Source organism: Variovorax endophyticus (assembly GCF_025376855.1).
Taxonomy (GTDB): Bacteria; Pseudomonadota; Gammaproteobacteria; order Burkholderiales; family Burkholderiaceae_C; genus Variovorax.
Genome location: NZ_JAHUTH010000016.1, coordinates 107,109 through 123,683, shown reverse-complemented (window position 1 = coordinate 123,683; position 16,575 = coordinate 107,109). Strand labels below are relative to the sequence as shown.

Annotated in this window: 15 protein-coding genes; 8 read left to right on the top strand and 7 right to left on the bottom strand. The window is 71.7% G+C overall.

What is annotated here, in order from left to right; all coding sequences use genetic code 11:
* Nucleotides 1–4: 4 nt before the first annotated feature.
* Entirely contained in the window at nucleotides 5–463 is a 459-nt protein-coding gene (locus KV106_RS21460; RefSeq protein WP_261212203.1) for a hypothetical protein, read from the bottom strand.
* A gap of 162 nt (nucleotides 464–625) precedes the next feature.
* Here KV106_RS21460 and KV106_RS21455 point away from each other — a divergent pair, with 162 nt between their 5' ends.
* Complete coding sequence (locus KV106_RS21455; protein WP_261212200.1) at nucleotides 626–2,563, top strand: sigma-54-dependent Fis family transcriptional regulator; 1,938 nt, start codon at nucleotides 626–628, stop codon at nucleotides 2,561–2,563.
* A 10-nt stretch (nucleotides 2,564–2,573) separates the two neighbouring features.
* Here KV106_RS21455 and KV106_RS21450 read toward each other — a convergent pair whose 3' ends face one another.
* The 3 genes from KV106_RS21450 to KV106_RS21440 are packed head-to-tail and all read right to left on the bottom strand — an operon-like array spanning nucleotide 2,574 to nucleotide 5,323.
* Nucleotides 2,574–3,473 (bottom strand): aminotransferase class IV, encoded by a 900-nt coding sequence (locus KV106_RS21450; RefSeq protein WP_261212198.1) that lies wholly within the window; start codon nucleotides 3,471–3,473, stop codon nucleotides 2,574–2,576.
* Between the two features lies 1 nt (nucleotide 3,474).
* Nucleotides 3,475–4,320 carry an alpha/beta fold hydrolase gene (locus KV106_RS21445; protein ID WP_261212196.1) on the bottom strand — a complete coding sequence of 282 codons (846 nt, stop codon included), beginning with the start codon at nucleotides 4,318–4,320 and terminating at the stop codon, nucleotides 3,475–3,477.
* Between the two features lie 22 nt (nucleotides 4,321–4,342).
* Nucleotides 4,343–5,323, bottom strand: coding sequence for a tripartite tricarboxylate transporter substrate binding protein (locus KV106_RS21440; RefSeq protein WP_261212194.1), 981 nt, complete (start codon nucleotides 5,321–5,323; stop codon nucleotides 4,343–4,345).
* A 103-nt stretch (nucleotides 5,324–5,426) separates the two neighbouring features.
* Between KV106_RS21440 and KV106_RS21435 the strand changes: the two genes are divergently transcribed.
* The gene (locus tag KV106_RS21435) at nucleotides 5,427–6,527 is read left to right on the top strand and encodes a GlxA family transcriptional regulator (protein ID WP_261212192.1); all 1,101 of its coding nucleotides are present in this window, start codon (nucleotides 5,427–5,429) and stop codon (nucleotides 6,525–6,527) included.
* Between the two features lie 210 nt (nucleotides 6,528–6,737).
* Nucleotides 6,738–8,540, top strand: a complete 1,803-nt coding sequence (locus KV106_RS21430; protein ID WP_261212190.1) for an NAD(P)/FAD-dependent oxidoreductase — start codon at nucleotides 6,738–6,740, stop codon at nucleotides 8,538–8,540.
* Nucleotides 8,541–8,552: 12 nt separating this feature from the next.
* Here the strand turns inward: KV106_RS21430 and KV106_RS21425 are convergent, their stop codons facing one another.
* The gene (locus KV106_RS21425) at nucleotides 8,553–9,263 is read right to left on the bottom strand and encodes a Crp/Fnr family transcriptional regulator (RefSeq protein WP_093343707.1); all 711 of its coding nucleotides are present in this window, start codon (nucleotides 9,261–9,263) and stop codon (nucleotides 8,553–8,555) included.
* 13 nt (nucleotides 9,264–9,276) lie between these two features.
* A complete protein-coding gene (locus KV106_RS21420; protein ID WP_057595324.1) occupies nucleotides 9,277–9,657 on the bottom strand; it encodes a DUF1090 domain-containing protein in 381 nt (126 codons plus the stop codon).
* Between the two features lie 156 nt (nucleotides 9,658–9,813).
* On the opposite strand from KV106_RS21420, the gene KV106_RS21415 reads away from it, so the two are divergent.
* From KV106_RS21415 to KV106_RS21400, 4 genes are read left to right on the top strand one after another with little or no spacing between them, the layout of a single operon-like run.
* Nucleotides 9,814–10,734, top strand: coding sequence for a beta-keto acid cleavage family enzyme (locus tag KV106_RS21415; RefSeq protein ID WP_093343704.1), 921 nt, complete (start codon nucleotides 9,814–9,816; stop codon nucleotides 10,732–10,734).
* Between the two features lie 38 nt (nucleotides 10,735–10,772).
* Complete coding sequence (locus KV106_RS21410) at nucleotides 10,773–11,978, top strand: ABC transporter substrate-binding protein (RefSeq protein WP_261212187.1); 1,206 nt, start codon at nucleotides 10,773–10,775, stop codon at nucleotides 11,976–11,978.
* Nucleotides 11,975–12,922 carry a 3-hydroxyacyl-CoA dehydrogenase NAD-binding domain-containing protein gene (locus KV106_RS21405; RefSeq protein WP_261212186.1) on the top strand — a complete coding sequence of 316 codons (948 nt, stop codon included), beginning with the start codon at nucleotides 11,975–11,977 and terminating at the stop codon, nucleotides 12,920–12,922. Before KV106_RS21410 ends, KV106_RS21405 begins: the two co-directional genes overlap by 4 nt.
* 2 nt (nucleotides 12,923–12,924) lie before the next feature.
* Complete coding sequence (locus KV106_RS21400) at nucleotides 12,925–14,733, top strand: feruloyl-CoA synthase (RefSeq protein ID WP_261212184.1); 1,809 nt, start codon at nucleotides 12,925–12,927, stop codon at nucleotides 14,731–14,733.
* Nucleotides 14,734–14,874: 141 nt separating this feature from the next.
* On the opposite strand, the gene KV106_RS21395 is transcribed toward KV106_RS21400, so the two are convergent.
* Nucleotides 14,875–15,681, bottom strand: a complete 807-nt coding sequence (locus KV106_RS21395; protein WP_261212182.1) for a PaaX family transcriptional regulator — start codon at nucleotides 15,679–15,681, stop codon at nucleotides 14,875–14,877.
* A 79-nt stretch (nucleotides 15,682–15,760) separates the two neighbouring features.
* Between KV106_RS21395 and KV106_RS21390 the strand changes: the two genes are divergently transcribed.
* Nucleotides 15,761–16,552 carry a crotonase/enoyl-CoA hydratase family protein gene (locus KV106_RS21390; RefSeq protein ID WP_261212181.1) on the top strand — a complete coding sequence of 264 codons (792 nt, stop codon included), beginning with the start codon at nucleotides 15,761–15,763 and terminating at the stop codon, nucleotides 16,550–16,552.
* Nucleotides 16,553–16,575: the final 23 nt, after the last annotated feature.

The window sequence follows — 16,575 nt, the reverse complement described above, 5'->3', positions numbered from 1 at the left end:
GTGCTCAGGCCACGCGCCGCTTGACCACCGTGGGCTCGATGGCCGGTGCCGGCCACAGCGCGAGGTGGTAGCGGTCCTCGCCCTCGAGCCCGTCCTCGGACAGCGTCGCGAGCCCCGCGTAGCAGGCACGCACGCGGTAAGTGCCCGGCGCGATCGCCATGCGCGCCGCATCGGGAAAGTAATCGGTGCAACCCGCGATCGCGAGGCGCCCGCTCGTCGTGGCGAGCGTGCACTCGACCACGTGGTCCCAGGCATCGGCAGCGAGCGGCGGCGCGGCCTCGAGGATCTCGAGCGTGACCGGCACGTTCATGTTGCGCGCCGTGCCGATGCCGACCACGCCGGGCGCGGTCGCGAGCATGCGTTCCACGGCCTCGTCGCTCCATGCATCGGAAAGATCGCCTTCGGCGGATTCGTCCTGGATGTAGAACTGAAAGTAGTCGGCGAAGAGCTGGAAGGTGTGCATGCATCGGTCTCCGGTGGAAACGAAGCGTAGCGCGTCCCGGTGAAAGTCCGGTGGCGCACCGGGTTTCACCTCTGTGCTGCGACAGCGCGACAGCCGAATGATGTCCGGCTGCGCGGCCGCGCCCCGATCTTCCGGCGGCCGCGTGCCATCGCGAGGTCGAGCATGCCTTCCCTGCAATCGCGCCACATCGACAACGTCTATTCGATCGCCACCGGCACCGCGCTGGCCGATCCGGCGACCAGCCTGGTCCACAAGTCGTGGGCGCGCTGCGTGCGCGACCATGGCCTCGATCCCTCGCGGCCCACGCCCGCGCGCATCCTGCCGGCGCACGAGGTGCGCGCGCACCAGCAGCAGCTCGAGCACTTCCTCTGCACCGCGCGCGCGGGCATGGAGGACATCTATCGCCGCGTGGCCGACCTCGGCTACATGGTGCTGCTGACCGATGCCGAGGGCATCACGGTCGACTACATCGGCAACCCGGCCTGGGACGACCAGCTGCGCAAGGCCGGCCTCTACCTCGGCGCCGACTGGAACGAGGCGCATGCGGGCACCTGCGGCGTGGGCACCTGCCTGGTCGAGCAGGCACCGATGACCTGCCACCAGACCGAGCACTTCGACGCCACCCACATCGCGCTGACCTGCACCACCGCGCCGCTGTTCGACCATGGCGGGCGGCTTACGGCGGTGCTCGACGTGTCGGCGCTGCATTCGCCCGAGGCCAAGGAGAGCCAGCACCTGGTGCGGCACCTGGTCGCGATCTACGCGCGCATGATCGAGGACGCCGATTTCCTGCGCCACTTCCGCGGCCACTGGGTGCTGCGGCTGGGCAGCGCCTTCGGCCTGGTCGACGTGGCCGGCGAGCTGATGCTCGCGCTCGACGAGGCCGGCACGGTGGTCGGCGCGAACAGCAGCGCGCGGCGGCTGTTCGCGGCCCATCCGGTCGGCACCGGCGTGGCCGAGCTGCTGCGCATGCCGCTCGATGCGATCTGGCGCCTGGGCGCGAGCGCATCGGCCATGCCCTTCGCCCACACGGTGCTGCTGCCGGACGGCGGCGAGTACCACGCCTCGCTGCTCGCGCCGCGCGTGGCGCGCCGCACGGCCGCGCCGGTGCCGCCCGCCGAGCGCAAGCCTCTCCATGGCGTCGACCGGCTGCCGCCGCTCGAGCGCATCGCGGGCGACGATCCCGCGATGCAGTCGCTGCTCGCGCAGGCGCGCCGGCTGGTCGACCGCGGCATCCACGTGCTGATCGAGGGCGAGACCGGCAGCGGCAAGGAGGTGCTGGCGCGCGCGCTGCACGACGCGAGCCGCCGCGCGGCCCTGCCGTTCGTGGCCGTGAACTGCGCGGCCATTCCCGATTCGCTGATCGAGAGCGAGCTGTTCGGCTACCTGCCCGGCACCTTCACCGGCGGCCGCAGCAAGGGCATGAAGGGCCTGATCGCGCAGGCCGACCGCGGCACGCTGTTCCTCGACGAGATCGGCGACATGCCGATGGCCCTGCAGACACGGCTGCTGCGCGTGCTGTCCGAAGGCGAGGTGCTGCCGCTGGGCGGCGACGCACCGCAGCGCATGGACCTCGCGGTGGTGGCCGCCACGCACCGGGGCCTGAGCGAACTCGTCGCGGCAGGCCGCTTCCGCGAGGACCTCTACTACCGCCTGTGCGGCGCCGTGCTGAAGCTGCCGCCGCTGCGCGAACGCCGCGACCGCCGCCATCTGATCGACAGCCTGTTCGCCGAGGAGGCCGCCGCCGTGGATTCGAACGCGCGGCTCTCGGCCGAAGCGATCGAGGCGCTGATGGCGCACCGCTGGCCCGGCAACCTGCGCGAGCTGCGCAACGTGCTGCGGCTCGCGCTGGCGTTGTGCACGGGGCGCGAAGTGAGGATGGAGGATCTTCGGCTGCCGGAGCGTGTTGCGGTGGCGATGCCCGCGGCGGCCGTGGTCGACGCGGCCGAGGACACGGCCGCCGAATCGGACCGGCTGCTCGCGGCACTGCGCCAGCACCGCTGGCGCGTCGCGCAGGCGGCCGATGCGCTGGGCCTGAGCCGCGCCACCGTGTACCGGCACATGAAGCGGCTCGGGATCGTCGCGCCCCGGCGCGGCTGATCGCACACCGCTACAGCGCGGTCCATGCGTTCGATTCGTAGCAGGCCTTCAGGCGCTCGTGCAGCGGATGCGTCACCGGGAACTCGGTCGCATCGATGCGCCGCAGCGGCCGCACGGTGTCGGGCACGTTGGTCCAGAAAGCCAGCTCGAAATCCTTGATCTCGTCGATGCGGATGTCGCGCTCGACGAAGGGAATGCCATGCGAGCGCATGCCCAGCCGCAGCAGGTGGATCGCACCGCCGGGCAGCGCGGGCGCGGTCGGCAGCACCACCCGGCGCCCGTCGTAGAAGCCGACGTTCCACGTGCTTCCCTCCGAGATGCTGCGCCGCGCGTCGAGGAACAGCGCGTCGTCGAAACCCGCCGCCTGCGCGAGCTTGCGGTGGTGGAACAGGCCGAAGGTGCCGACGTGCTTGACCTCGGGCAGCACGCGCTCGTGCTGCACCGAGCGCACGGCGCGTGGCGGCGGCGCCTCGGCCGCGAGCGGCGACCGGGTGACGAACACGCCGGCGGGCATCGGCCTGGTGAGATCGGCGAAGCCCGCCACGCGCGGGAAGACGTTGATGCGCACCAGCCAGGTCCGGTCGTCGTCGGGCACGGCCTCGCGCACCAGCCGGCGCACCCGCTCGCCCTCGAGCTCGCTGCCGAACAAAAGCCGCGTGCTGCGGTCCAGCCGGGCCAGCTGGAAGTCCAGGCCCTGCACGCTGCGCCGGCGGATGCGCATGGTGCTGAAGTGCCCGTAGTTGGCGAGCGCCATCGCGCGCAGGTCGCCGACCGAGGGCGGCTCGCCGTCGATGCGACCCACGGCCGGTGCGGGTGCGGGCACATCGGCCGCGCCGACGCCGCCGACGGCCGACAGGCCCATGGCGAGCATCGCGCGACGCCCGAGGAAGGAAGCGTTCTCGAATCGCATCTCAAGCTCCTGCAGTTGGAAAACCCTGGCGCGCGCCGGCCCAGGCGTCGACGAGAAAGGCCAGCACCGCGGCGTTGAAGTTCTGCGCCTGTTCGAAGTACGGCGAGTGCCCCGCGGCCGCGATCTCGGCCACGCGGCTGCCCTCGACCTGGCGCGCGATGTCGCGCACCACCGCGGGCGTGACCACGCGGTCCTCGGCCCCGACCACGAACAGCGTCGGGCAGCGCAGGTGGCGCAGGTCGTCGAGCGCGAGCAGCTGCCCCGGTGCGAACAGCGATGCGAGGCGCTCGCCCCACCCCGGGCCGCCGCGGCCGGCCGCGGCGCCGTGCACCGCGGGATTGAACTGGTTGATCTGCCGGTACAGCCAGGCCATCGCGGGCCGCTCGCGCACGAAGGCCGGGCTCAGCGCGCGGTCCTCGAGCTCGGTCGCCGCCACCTCGCCGAGGAAGGCCGCGACGTTGGCCAGCATCCGCGGATGGTCGATCGCCAGCGGCGAGTCGCAGCAGGCGAAGGCCCACACCCGCTCGGGATGGCGCAGCGCGAGCCGCGCGCCGGTCATGCCGCCGAGCGACTGGCACACCAGCGCGGCGCTGTCGATGCCCTCGGCATCGAGCACCGCGAGCGCGTCGGCCACCAGGGCCTCGTGCCCGAAGGCCTCGAGCGGCGCGAGCGAACGGCCGAAGCAGCGCGCGTCGAACGCGATGCAGGTGAAGCGCTGCGAGAACGCGGGAATCTGCTGCCACCAGGTCGCGGCATTCGATCCCGCGCCGTGGCAGAACAGCAGCGCCGGCCCCTGGCCCGTGCGCTCGTAGTAAATGTCGACGCCGCCGGAATGCACGAAGCTCATGCCGATGTCCCTTGCGTCATGGTCATTCGGGCCGCACGCCGATGCGGCGCGCGAGCGTGCGGTAGCGCTCGGCTTCCGCGGCCAGGAAGCGCGTGGCCTCGGCCAGGCTCATGCGCTCGGACACCTGCGAGCCCGAGGCCTCGAGGGTCGTGCGCACCTGCGGGTCGGCCAGGCTCGCCTGCAGCGCCTTGTGCAGGCGCTCGACCACGGCCTCGGGCGTGCCCCTGCGCACCATCGGCCCGGCCCAGGCGCCGGCCTCGAAACCGGCGGCGACGCGGCTTTCCGCGAAGGTCGGCACGTTCTTCATCTGCGCGAGGCGCTGCTTCGAGGCGACCGCGAGGATTTTGAGCCGGCCGGTCTCGGCCAGTCCCAGGTAGCCGGTGGTGAAGGGCATCAGCGCGAAGTCGAGGTTGGCGCCGCCCAGGTCCTGGATCAGCGGCGCGCCGCCGCTGTAGGGCACGTGCATGACCCTCGCATCCATGCGCGCGGCCAGGTCCTCGGCCGCGAGGTGGAACATCGAGCCCACGCCCACGCTGCCGTAGGTCAGCGGCTGCGCGGCGGAAGAGCGCGCGAGCGCCGCGAAGGCATCGAGGTCGTCGGCCGCGAGCGCCTTGCGCGTCACCAGCACCAGCGGGTTGTTGGTGGCCGGCGAGACCAGCACGAAGTACTCGAGCCTGAGCTTCACCGCGGCGCGCGCGAGCGGCGCGAGGATGACTTCGTTGGGCGAGCCCTGCAGCACCGTGTAGCCGTCGGCCGGCGCGTTCAGCACCTTCTGCGCCGCCAGCGCGCCGCCCACGCCGCCGAGGTTCTCCACCAGCACCGGCTGGCCCAGCTCGCGGGCCATGCGCGGCGCGATGGCGCGGGCGATCACGTCGGCCGGGCCGCCCGCGGGATAGGGCACGACCCAGTTCACCGGCCTGGCGGGCCAGGCCTGCGCACCCGCGACCAGGGGAAGCACCGCGAGGCCGATGGCCAGGCGGCGCGCGATCCATGTCAGGCTCATCTCGAACTCCGGCTGTGGTTGACGTGGGAGCGGATGCTACAAACGCGGTCCCGCGCGGCACAGGACCTTTTCGGCCACTCGGGGTACACAATCCGCCAAGCCCATGATCCGCTTCGACCTCTACCTGCCGCATGGCGGCCTGCCCGGCAGCGTCTTCGGTGCCATCGACATCCTGCGCGAGGCGAACTCGCTGGCGCGTGCGCGCGCGGGGCGGCGCATCGACGCGCCGGTGGCCTGGCGGCTGCTCGGGCCCGACGGCGGACCGCATGCGATGCGGCGCCTCGCGTTCCAGTCGGACGAGGAGGCGAAGCGCTCGCGCCGCGCGCCCGCCACCGCGCTCGCGGTGGTGCCGCCGCTGATGATGGTGACCATCCCGGGCCTGCGCCGGCTGGTGGCGCAGAACGCCGCGCTCTGTGCGCAGCTCGCGAGCCGCCACGCGGCCGGCGACTGGATCGGTGCCTGCGGCACCGGCCTGTGGCTGGCCGGGCGCGCGGGGCTGCTCGCGCACCAGCCGGTGCCGCTGTCGTGGCTCTACCAGTCGGGCTTCGCGCACGACTTCCCCGACACGCCGATCCACAGCGAGACGCCGCTGACGCTCGGCCCGCACATGGTGCTGGCGGCCACGCCCGACCTGATGCATGCGATGGTGCTCAAGCTGCTCGACGGCGTCGGCCTGTCGGACCTCGCCGCGGCCTGCCGCGACAAGTTCCTCGCCAACCCCGAACGCCAGCACCTGGTGCTCGACATCCCCGAGCAGGTGGTGGGCACCTCGCGCGATGCGCCGCTGCACCGCGCCATTGCCTTCATCGAGGCCAACGCGGGCCGGCCGCTGACGGTGGCCGAGATGGCCTCGGCCGCGGCGGTCAGCGAACGCACGCTGGTGCGGCTGTTCGCGCGCCACATCGAGCGTTCGCCGATCCAGTTCCTGCACGAGCTGCGCGTGAAGCGCGCGCGCATGTGGCTCGAGGCCACCTGGCGCTCGATGCACGAGATCGCCGACGCCTCGGGCTACGCGGACGTCTCGACCTTCCGGCGCACCTTCAAGCGCATCGCCGGCATGAGCCCGTCGGAATACCGCGAGCGCTACACGGTGCGCACGCCGCGCGCGGTGTGGCAGTTGCAGGCCTATGACGACGTGCTGGCGCCGACGCCGGCCAGCGGCAAGCCCGCAACGCTGCCACCGCGCCCGCGGACCGCGCGCTGACGAGGCCGGCCGCGCGATAGGCCGCCACCGTCGCACGGCTGTCTCACCCTGTTTCGCAGCCAGTGAGACAACGCATCACGCCCGCGACAAAACCCCCGCCAAGTCCCTGATTCACCGTGCGCCGCCATGCGGCACGAAAGCTGCGCCACGCAACCCGCGCCGTCCGCGGCGCAGCGTTCGTTCTCATCCATTCATACACGGAGACATTCGATGACCGCATCCACCGCCGCCCCCACGCGGGCTGCCGCCACCTGGCTGGCCGACTTCGGCGCCGCGCTCGCGCGCAACGACGTCGAGGCCACGGTCGCGCTGTTCGAGGCCGAGGGCTTCTGGCGCGACCTCGTGGCCTTCACCTGGAACATCCGCACGCAGGAAGGCGCGGGCGCGATCCGCGCGATGCTGGCGGCGCGGCTGGCCGACACGCAGCCCTCGAACTTCGCGCTCGAGGGCGAGGCCAGCGAGGCCGACGGCGTGACCGAGGCCTGGTTCACTTTCGAGACCCGGGTGGCGCGCGGCCGCGGCCACCTGCGGCTGCGCGGCGGCAAGGCCTGGACCTTGCTGACCACCATGACCGAGCTCAAGGGCTTCGAGGAGAAGACCGGCGCGAACCGCATCAAGGGCGCGGAGCACGGCGTGCACAAGGGACGCCAGAGCTGGCTCGAGAAGCGCGAGGAGGAAGCCCGCACGCTGGGCTACACCGAGCAGCCCGAGGTGGTCATCGTGGGCGGCGGCCAGGGCGGGATCGCGCTCGGCGCGCGGCTGCGCCGGCTCGGGGTGCCCACGATCATCATCGAGCGCAACGCGCGCGCGGGCGACTCCTGGCGCAACCGCTACAAGTCGCTGTGCCTGCACGACCCGGTCTGGTACGACCACCTGCCCTACATGCCGTTCCCCGACGACTGGCCGGTGTTCGCGCCCAAGGACAAGGTCGGCGACTGGCTCGAGATGTACACCAAGGTGATGGAGCTCAACTACTGGAGCTCGACCACGGCGAAGAAGGCGCGCTTCGACGAGGCCACGCAGCGCTGGGAAGTGCGCGTGGAGCGCGAGGGCAAGGAGGTGGTGCTGCGGCCGAAGCAGCTGGTGTTCGCGCTCGGCGTGTCGGGCTATCCGAACGTGCCCGTGCTCGCGGGCGCCGAGAACTTCCAGGGCGACCAGCACCATTCGAGCAAGCACCCCGGGCCCGAGGCCTACGCGGGCAAGAAGTGCGTGGTGCTGGGCTCGAACAACTCGGCGCACGACATCTGCGCGGCGCTGTGGGAGCACGGCGCCGACGTGACGATGATCCAGCGCTCGTCGACCCACATCGCGCCCTCCGACTCACTGATGGAACTGGCGCTCGGCGGCCTGTATTCGGAGCAGGCGGTGAAGAGCGGCATCGACCACCACAAGGCCGACCTGATCTTCGCCTCGGTGCCCTACCAGGTGATGCACACCTTCCACATCCCGGTCTACGACGAGATGAAGAAGCGCGATGCCGACCTCTATGCGCGGCTGGAGAAAGCGGGCTTCATGCTCGACTTCGGCGCCGACGGCTCGGGCCTGTTCATGAAGTACCTGCGGCGCGGCTCGGGCTACTACATCGACGTGGGCGCCTCGGAGCTGGTGGCCAACGGCAGCGTGAAGCTCAGGAGCGGCGTGAACATCGAGCGCGTGAACGAACGCTCGGTGACGCTGACCGACGGCAGCGAGCTGCCGGCCGACCTGCTGGTCTATGCCACCGGCTACGGCTCGATGAACGGCTGGCTGGCCGACCTGATCTCGCCCGAGGTCGCCGACCGGGTCGGCAAGTGCTGGGGCCTGGGCTCCGACACGCCGAAGGATCCGGGCCCGTGGGAAGGCGAGCTGCGCAACATGTGGAAGCCGACGCAGGTGCCGAACCTCTGGATCCACGGCGGCAACCTGCACCAGTCGCGCCACTACTCGCAGTTCCTCGCGCTGCAGCTCAAGGCGCGCGCCGAAGGGCTCGACACGCCGGTGTACGAGCTCGCGCCCTCGCACCACCGGCGCTGAGGCGCGAGGCGCTCAGCCGTCGATGCGGCGGCGCAGGCCGTCCAGATCGGTCACGGTGATGCCGCCGTACTCGATGCGCAGCAGTCCGGCCGATGCCAGCCGCCGCAACGCCGCGTTGCAGCGCTGGCGCGACAGGCCCGAGAGGTTGGCGATCTCCTCCTGCGACACCTCCAGGTGCGGATCGCTGCCCGGATGCAGCCACTCGTGGAACAGGCCAACGAGCGCGCGCGCGACCTGGCTGTCGGTGTCCAGCAGGTGGTGGGCGGCGAAGTTGCCGAGGAACCAGTGCATGCGCTCGTTGATCTGGCGCAGCAGGAAGTCGTCGAAGCTGCGGTGCGTGGCGCGCAGCCAGTCGAAGGTCTCCAGCGGCATCAGCGCCACCCGGCTGGGGCGCAGCGCGATGATGTCCGCGGTGCGGGGCACGCCGCGCAGCAGCGTGCCTTCGCCGAACCAGCTGCCGGTCGACAGGCCGCCCAGGGTGACCGAGCGCCCGTCGGGCGAGCTCACGCACCACTTGAGCAGGCCGTCGATGGTGCCGTACCAGTGCAGCGGGGTGTCGCCGCAGCGGCACAGCGCGGCGCCGGTCGCCACCTCGACCTCGCGCATCTCCTCGAGCACGCGCTCGCCGGCGGCCACGCCGAGTTGCGGAAACCAGGCCGAGCCCTGCAGCAGTTGAGCCAGGGTCAGCGAGGCGGGGGGAGGAACAGGCCGGGCAGCGGGCATCTTCTCTCGAGGCTCAGGGCAGGTCCTTGACGCGCTGCAGCTCGGCCTGGGCTTCGCGCAGCTTGTCCTCGCGGCGCGCGATCTTGTCGCGATCGCCCTTGCGGCGCGCCTCGGCCAGCTCGCGTTCGCGCTGCGCGACCTTGCGCTCCTCGCCGCGGATGCGCTCCTGATGGCGCGCGGCCAGCCTGGCATCGCTGCAGTTGCGCCGCACCTCGGCCAGCGCGCGTTCGAGGCCGCGCACGCGGTGGTCCTGGCCCTCGGCCTTGGCGGCTTCGATATCGCGCGAGATCGCCTCGCGCTTGGCGGCGCAGCCCGCCTCGGGACCGCCCTGCGCGAAGGCCTGGCCCGACGCCAGGACCGCGGCGGCCGCGAGGACCAGCGATGACAGTTTCATGAGCGCTCCTTGTTGTGGATGAATGCGAACGACAGGGGCGACTGTAGCCTCTGCACGCCGCGTAAACCCTGCCCCCGAATGTCGTCGCGATGACTGAGTGCGCTGCCCGCGCCAAAAATAATGGCGCGCTCCACGAAGGACTCCAGGAACCCCGCCATGTCGAAGCGCAAAGTGATCGTGACCATCGCCCCCACCGGCGGCATGGCGCACAAGTCCCAGAACCCTCACCTCCCCACGCAGCCCGCCGAGATCGCGGCCGACGTGCTGCGCTGCTGGAACGCCGGCGCCAGCGTGGCGGCGATCCATGCGCGCCGCCCCGACGACGGCGCGACCTGCGACGCCGGGGTCTACCGCGAGATCAACAGCCGGATCCGCGCGGGCGGCTGCGACATCGTGCTCAACAACTCCACCGGTGGCGGCGTGCACGGCGACATGGTCAAGCCGCTGGCGGGCGACCGCTGGGAGATCGCGTGGGAGGAACGCATCAAGGGCATGGACGCGGGCGCCGAGATGTGCACGCTCGACGCCACCACGCTGAACCTCAGCTTCGAGGGCAGGCAGATCCTGATGGACACGCCGATCACGCGCGGGCGCGAGCTCGCCGCCGGCATGAAGGCGCGCGGCATCAAGCCCGAGTGGGAGGTGTTCAGCCCCACGCACATCCTGCAGGACGCGACCACGCTGATCGGCGAGGGCCACGACGACGAGCCCTACTTCATCAACCTGGTGATGAACGTGCACCGCAACTTCCAGAACGCGATGCCCTACTCGCCGCGCTTCCTGCAGATGATGGTCGACACGCTGCCCAAGGGCAGCATCTTCGGCGTCAGCGGCATCGGCACCTCGCAGCTCGAGGCCAACGTGGCGGCGCTGCTGCTGGGCGGCCATGCGCGCGTCGGCCTGGAGGACAACCTCTACTTCCGCCAGGGCGAGCTGGCCACCAACGTGCAGCTCACCGAGCGCATCGTGCGCGTGATCCGCGAGCTCGACATGGAAGTGGCGACGCCCGCCGAGGCGCGCCAGCTCATGGGCCTGCCGCGCGTGGGCACGCCGCGGCCCGAGTTCGCGCTCGGCTGAACCCGCACCCGCCAGAACAACGAACGGAGACAGATCGAATGAAGCTTTCCCGCACCGCCCTGGCCCTCGCGCTCGGCGCCGCCTTTTCCGCAAGCGCATCGGCCCAGGTGTCCGACGACACGATCCGCATCGGCTTCATCAGCGACATGTCGGGCCTGTACCGCGACTACGACGGCCCGGCCGGCGCCGAGGCCATCCGCATGGCGATCGCCGACATGGGCGGCGCCATCGGCGGCAAGAAGATCGAGCTGGTGACGGCCGACCACCAGAACAAGCCCGACATCGCCGCCGCCAAGGCGCGCGAATGGTTCGACGTGCAGAAGGTCGACATGCTGATCGGCGGCGTCAACTCGGGCGCGGCCATCGCCATGGCCGGCGTGGCGGCGGACAAGAAGAAGCCCTACTTCGTGGTGGGCTCGGGCGCGTCGAGCCTCACCAACGAGTACTGCTCGCCCTACACGGTGCACTACGCCTACGACACGGTGGCGATGGCGCGCGGCACCGCGAGCGCGGTGGTCAAGGCCGGCGGCAAGAGCTGGTACTTCGTGGCGGCCGACTATGCCTTCGGCGCCGCGCTGCAGAACGACGCGACCAAGACGGTGCTGGCGAACGGCGGCACGGTGGCGGGCTCGGTCAAGCACCCGCTGGGCGCGAGCGACTTCTCGTCCTTCATGCTGCAGGCGCAGAGCTCGAAGGCGCAGGTGCTGGCGCTGGCCAACGCGGGCGGCGACACGGTCAACGCGATCAAGTCGGCGGCCGAGTTCGGCATCGGCAAGAACATGAAGCTGGCGGGCATGATCATCACCATCAACGACGTGCATGCACTGGGCCTGAAGGCCTCGCAGGGCATGTACCTGACCGACAGCTGGTACTGGAACCAGAGCCCCGAGGCCCGCGCCTGGGCGCGCCGCTTCTTCGACAAGCACAAGCGCATGCCCTCCTCCTTCCATGCCGGCGACTACTCGGCCGCGCTGCAGTACCTGCAGGCCGTGAAGGCCGCGGGCAGCGACGATGCCGACAAGGTGATGGCGCAGCTGCGCAAGACGAAGTTCGACGACATGTTCGTCAAGGGCGGCTGGCTGCGCGACGACGGCCTGATGGTGCACGACATGCACCTGATGCAGGTGAAGTCGCCCGAGGAATCGAAGGAGCCCTGGGACTACTACAAGGTGGTGGAAGCGATCCGCGGCGAGGCCGCCTGGACGACCAAGGCCGAGAGCCGCTGCGCGCGGTGGAAGTCATGAGCGCGGCGCACGGCGTACGGCGCGTCGCGGTGGTCGGCACCGGCGTGATCGGCGCGAGCTGGACCGCCTACTTCCTCGCGCAGGGCCTCGACGTCAACGCGACCGATCCCTCGCCGGGCGCCGAAGAAAGACTGCGCCAGGCGGTGGCGCAGCACTGGCCCACGCTCGAGCGCTTCGGGCTGGCCGCGGGCGCTTCGGTCGACCGGCTGCGCTTCCACGACAGCCTGGAAGACGCGGTCTCCGTGGCCGACTTCGTGCAGGAGAACGGCCCCGAGCGCATGGACTTCAAGATCGAGCTGTTCCGCCGCATGGACGCGGCCGCGCCGCCAGACGCGATCCTGGCCTCGAGCTCCTCGGGCCTCGCGATCAGCGGCGTGCAGTCGGGCTGCGCGCATCCGGGCCGCGTGGTGCTGGGCCATCCGTTCAACCCGCCGCACCTGATCCCGCTGGTGGAGGTGATCGGCGGCGAGCTCACCTCGGCCGACGCCATCGAGCGCACCCTGGCCTTCTACGCGGCCATCGGCAAGCGGCCGATCCACGTGAAGCGCGAGGTCAAGGGCCACATCGCGAACCGGCTGCAGGCCGCGCTGTGGCGCGAGGCCTTCCACCTGGTCGAGCAGGGCGTGGCCTCGGTGGCCGACATCGACACCGCGATCGCACACGGCCCGGGCCTGCGCTGGGCCGTGATGGGACCGTTCATGAACCTGCACCTGTCGGGCGGCGCGGGCGGCATCGCGCACGTGCTCGCGCACCTCGGCGGGCCGATCGAGGACTGGTGGCGGGACCTGGGCGCGCCGTCGATGACGCCGGCGCTGAAAGCGCAGGTGAGCGAGGGCGTGGCGCAGGAACTGGGCGCGCGCCGCACGGCCGAGCTCGAGGCCGCGCGCGACACCCTGCTGTTGAACCTGATTCGCGCCAAGGCCGGCACCGGCACACTCGATTGACCATGACCGACTTCCTCCAGGACGACAGCCTGATCGCCCCGCCCCGCACGGTGCGCATCGACTTCGACGACGGCTCCTTCGCGCTGCGCTCGCCGCAGGCGCTGAAGCCCTATGCGCGCTGCATCGGCGAATGGATCGAGCGCTGGGCGCGCGAGACGCCCGATGCGCTGGCCTTCGCCGAGCGCGACGACAGCGGCGCGGACTGGCGCCGGCTCGACTACCGCGCGCTGCGCCAGGCCGTCGGCGCGGTGGCGCAGGGCCTGCTCGACCTCGACCTGCCGGCCGACGCGCCGGTCGTGATCCTGTCGGACAACGCGATCGACCACGCGGTGCTGATGCTGGCCACGATGCACATCGGCCGTGCGGCCTGCTCGCTGTCGAGCGCCTATTCGCGCATGGCCAAGGATCCCTCGCGGCTGCACGAGATGCTGCGCGCGCTGCGGCCGGGGCTGGTCTATGCATCGGACGCCAGGGCCTACGGCGCCGCGCTCGCGGGCAGCGGCGTGGAGGCGGTCGCGGTGTTCAGCCGCAACGCCGACGCGCACCCCGGCGCGCTGGCCTTCGCGCAACTGCTCGCCAGCGTCGAGACGCCCGCCGTGATGCAGGCCTTCGAGGCGGTGCTGCCCGACACCCATGCCAAGTACCTGCTGACCTCGGGCTCGACCGGCAAGCCCAAGGTGGTGATCAACACCCACCGCATGCTGTGCGCCAACCAGCAGATGATGGCCCAGACCTGGCGCTTCCTCGCGCACGAGAAGCCGGTGCTGGTCGACTGGCTGCCCTGGAGCCACACCTTCGGCGCCAACCACGACCTGAACATGGTGCTGGCGAACGGCGGCGCGCTCTACATCGACGAGGGCCGGCCCGCGCCGGGACTGATCGAGAAGACGGTGCGCAACCTGCGCGAGGTCAAGCCCACGCTGCTGTTCAACGTGCCGCGCGGCTACGACATGCTGCTGCCCTTCCTCGAGGCCGACGACGCGCTCGCCACCGAAGTGTTCTCGCGCCTGCGGCTGGCCTTCTACGCGGCCGCGGCGCTCGCGCCCTCGACCTGGCAGCGGCTCGAGGCGGTGGCGCGGCGCGTGCGGCCCGACCGGCCGCTGTGGCTCACCACCTCCTGGGGCGCCACCGAGACCTCGCCCGCGATCACCTCGGCGCACTGGAAGCTCGACGGCGCGGGCTGCATCGGCGCGCCGCTGCCGGGGCTGGAGCTGAAGTTCGTGCCCAACGGCGAGAAGCTCGAAATGCGCGTGAAGGGCGTGTCGGTGTTCCCCGGCTACCGTGGCGCGCCGCGCGAGACCGCGCAGGCCTTCGACGAAGAGGGCTACTACCGGCTCGGCGACGCGGGCTTCCTGGCCGACCCCGCCGATCCGGTGCGCGGCGTGATCTTCAACGGCCGCGTGGCCGAGGACTTCAAGCTCTCGACCGGCACCTGGGTCTCGGTGGGCACGCTGCGCGTGAAGCTGGTGTCGCTGCTGGCGCCGCATGCGCAGGACGTGGTGCTCACGGGCCACGACCGCGACGAGATCGGCATGCTGGTGTTCGCGAGCCCGCAGGGCGCGGCGCTCGCGCCCGAGGCGATGGCCGAGCGCATCGCGGGCGTGCTGCGCACCTTGCGCGCGGAGGGCGCGGGCTCCTCGCAATGCCCGGCCTGCGCGCTGGTGCTGAGCGAGCCGCCGAGCCTCGATGCGGGCGAGATCACCGACAAGGGCTACATCAACCAGCGCGCGGTGTTGGTGCGGCGCGCGGCCGAGGTGCAGCGGCTGCATGCGCGCGTTGCGGGAGATGCGCAGGTGGTGCGGTTGAGCTGAAACGGGATCGGACAGCCGAACGCAGAGGGCGCGAAGGTTTCGCAGAGGTCGCAGAAGGAACAGCCAAATTTTGGAGTTCTCCTTCTGCGACCTCTGCGCGCTTTGGTCTTCCTTCTGCGTTCGGCTGTCCGATCCCGATCCTCAAGACAGCGCCAGCCACTGCCGCCACAGCTGCCGCGCCGTGTCCTGGTAGCGGCGCGTGACCGCGAGCAGCTCGGCGCGCGGCTCGGGTGGCATCAGCTCGGCCGGCAGCAGCGGGTCGCGGATCAGGTGCGCGATGACCGCGCGGCCCAGCAGCAGCGACTCGCGCACCGCCGTTTCGAGCGGCCGCGTGCGCAGCCGCTGCTCGCTGCGCTCGAGGCCGGCCTGCAGGCGGCGGCATTGCGCGGCCAGCGCGCGCACGTCCCACAGCCGGCGCGCGCTCGCCTGCGCCACCTCGTCGAGGTCGGCGAGCCGGAACACCGGCGCGCCCGGCGAGAGCCCCAGTTCCTTGAGCTTGCGGCGCTCGGCCTCGAGGCCGCCCGCGAGGTTGTCGGGCCGGATCTGCAGGCCGGGCCGCAGCGGCGCGAAGCCGCGCAGCGAGAGCGCGAGGCCGTGGCGGCGCCAGGCGGTCTTGTCGGCGCGCGCCACGCCGGCGTCGTGCACGGCCAGCCAGTCGCCGCGCCAGCCGACGGCCTGCGCCTGCTTGTGCAGCCAGCCGTCGACCGCGCGCGACAGCGCCGGGCCCTCGCGCTCGAGCCGGTAGTTGCCGCGCTCGCCGCGCGCGATCTTGCCCTCGGCCGCGAGCCGCGTGAGGCCCACGCGCATCGTGGTCTCGCCGATGCCCAGCAACGCGCCCGCGCGGCACAGCGCCTGCGAACTCAGCGTGCCGCCGTCGGCCACCAGCAGGTCGAGGATCAGGTCGGGCGCGCTCGGCAGGCTGACGGAGACATTACATATCTTGTCCATGTTTGCGAAATGATGAAATGTTTCCTACGATGACCGGGACCGATCCATTCCGTAATTTTGTGTCCGAAGGAGCCCGTCCATGGCATCCGAACAAACCCCCTGTGTACGCGCCGAATCCGATGGCGCCATCCTGACCGTCACCATCGACCGGCCTGCTCGGCGCAACGCGGTCGACGGCGCGGTGGCCGCCGAGCTGCGCGCGGCCTTCGAGCGCTTCGAGGCCGACGACGCCCTGCGCGTGGCGGTGCTGACCGGCGCGGGCGGCCACTTCTGCGCCGGCGCCGACCTCACTGCCGTCGGCGACCCCGCGCGGCGCAACGAGCTCGACCCCGCGGGCGGCGGCAGCGGCCCGATGGGGCCCACGCGCATGGCGCTGTCCAAGCCGCTGATCGCCGCGATCAACGGCTACGCGGTGGCCGGCGGGCTCGAGCTGGCGCTGCTGGCCGACCTGCGCGTGGCCGACGAGGACGCGGTGTTCGGCGTGTTCTGCCGCCGCTGGGGCGTGCCGCTGATCGACGGCGGCACGGTGCGGCTGCCGCGGCTGGTGGGCATGGGCCGCGCGCTCGACATGATCCTGACCGGCCGCCCCGTGGGCGCGGCCGAGGCGCTGGCCATGGGCCTCGCGAACCGCGTCGTGCCGCCCGGCGGCGCGCTGGCCGCGGCGCAGGAACTGGCGCGCCAGATCGCCGCCTTCCCGCAGCAATGCATGCTGGCCGACCGCCGCTCGGCCTTCGAGCAATGGGACCTGCCGCTGGCCGAGGCGCTGCGCCGCGAGGGCGCGCGCGGCGTGCCGATCGTCGCGGCCGAGGGCGAGGCGGGCGCCGCGCGCTTCGCGGGCGGCGCGGGCCGGCACGGCGAGTTCGGGCGCTGAGCGCGCCCCCACCCGAAGAACAC

Bases quoted from the DNA above. Each gene is read 5' to 3' on its own strand.
- KV106_RS21420 (WP_057595324.1), bottom strand. From the start codon at position 9,657: ATGAAACTGTCATCGCTGGTCCTCGCGGCCGCCGCGGTCCTGGCGTCG.
- KV106_RS21425 (WP_093343707.1), bottom strand. From the start codon at position 9,263: ATGCCCGCTGCCCGGCCTGTTCCTCCCCCCGCCTCGCTGACCCTGGCT.
- KV106_RS21445 (WP_261212196.1), bottom strand. From the start codon at position 4,320: ATGAGCTTCGTGCATTCCGGCGGCGTCGACATTTACTACGAGCGCACG.
- KV106_RS21450 (WP_261212198.1), bottom strand. From the start codon at position 3,473: ATGCGATTCGAGAACGCTTCCTTCCTCGGGCGTCGCGCGATGCTCGCC.
- KV106_RS21430 (WP_261212190.1), top strand. From the start codon at position 6,738: ATGACCGCATCCACCGCCGCCCCCACGCGGGCTGCCGCCACCTGGCTG.
- KV106_RS21390 (WP_261212181.1), top strand. From the start codon at position 15,761: ATGGCATCCGAACAAACCCCCTGTGTACGCGCCGAATCCGATGGCGCC.
- KV106_RS21460 (WP_261212203.1), bottom strand. From the start codon at position 463: ATGCACACCTTCCAGCTCTTCGCCGACTACTTTCAGTTCTACATCCAG.
- KV106_RS21405 (WP_261212186.1), top strand. From the start codon at position 11,975: ATGAGCGCGGCGCACGGCGTACGGCGCGTCGCGGTGGTCGGCACCGGC.
- KV106_RS21395 (WP_261212182.1), bottom strand. From the start codon at position 15,681: ATGGACAAGATATGTAATGTCTCCGTCAGCCTGCCGAGCGCGCCCGAC.
- KV106_RS21400 (WP_261212184.1), top strand. From the start codon at position 12,925: ATGACCGACTTCCTCCAGGACGACAGCCTGATCGCCCCGCCCCGCACG.
- KV106_RS21455 (WP_261212200.1), top strand. From the start codon at position 626: ATGCCTTCCCTGCAATCGCGCCACATCGACAACGTCTATTCGATCGCC.
- KV106_RS21435 (WP_261212192.1), top strand. From the start codon at position 5,427: ATGATCCGCTTCGACCTCTACCTGCCGCATGGCGGCCTGCCCGGCAGC.
- KV106_RS21440 (WP_261212194.1), bottom strand. From the start codon at position 5,323: ATGAGCCTGACATGGATCGCGCGCCGCCTGGCCATCGGCCTCGCGGTG.
- KV106_RS21415 (WP_093343704.1), top strand. From the start codon at position 9,814: ATGTCGAAGCGCAAAGTGATCGTGACCATCGCCCCCACCGGCGGCATG.
- KV106_RS21410 (WP_261212187.1), top strand. From the start codon at position 10,773: ATGAAGCTTTCCCGCACCGCCCTGGCCCTCGCGCTCGGCGCCGCCTTT.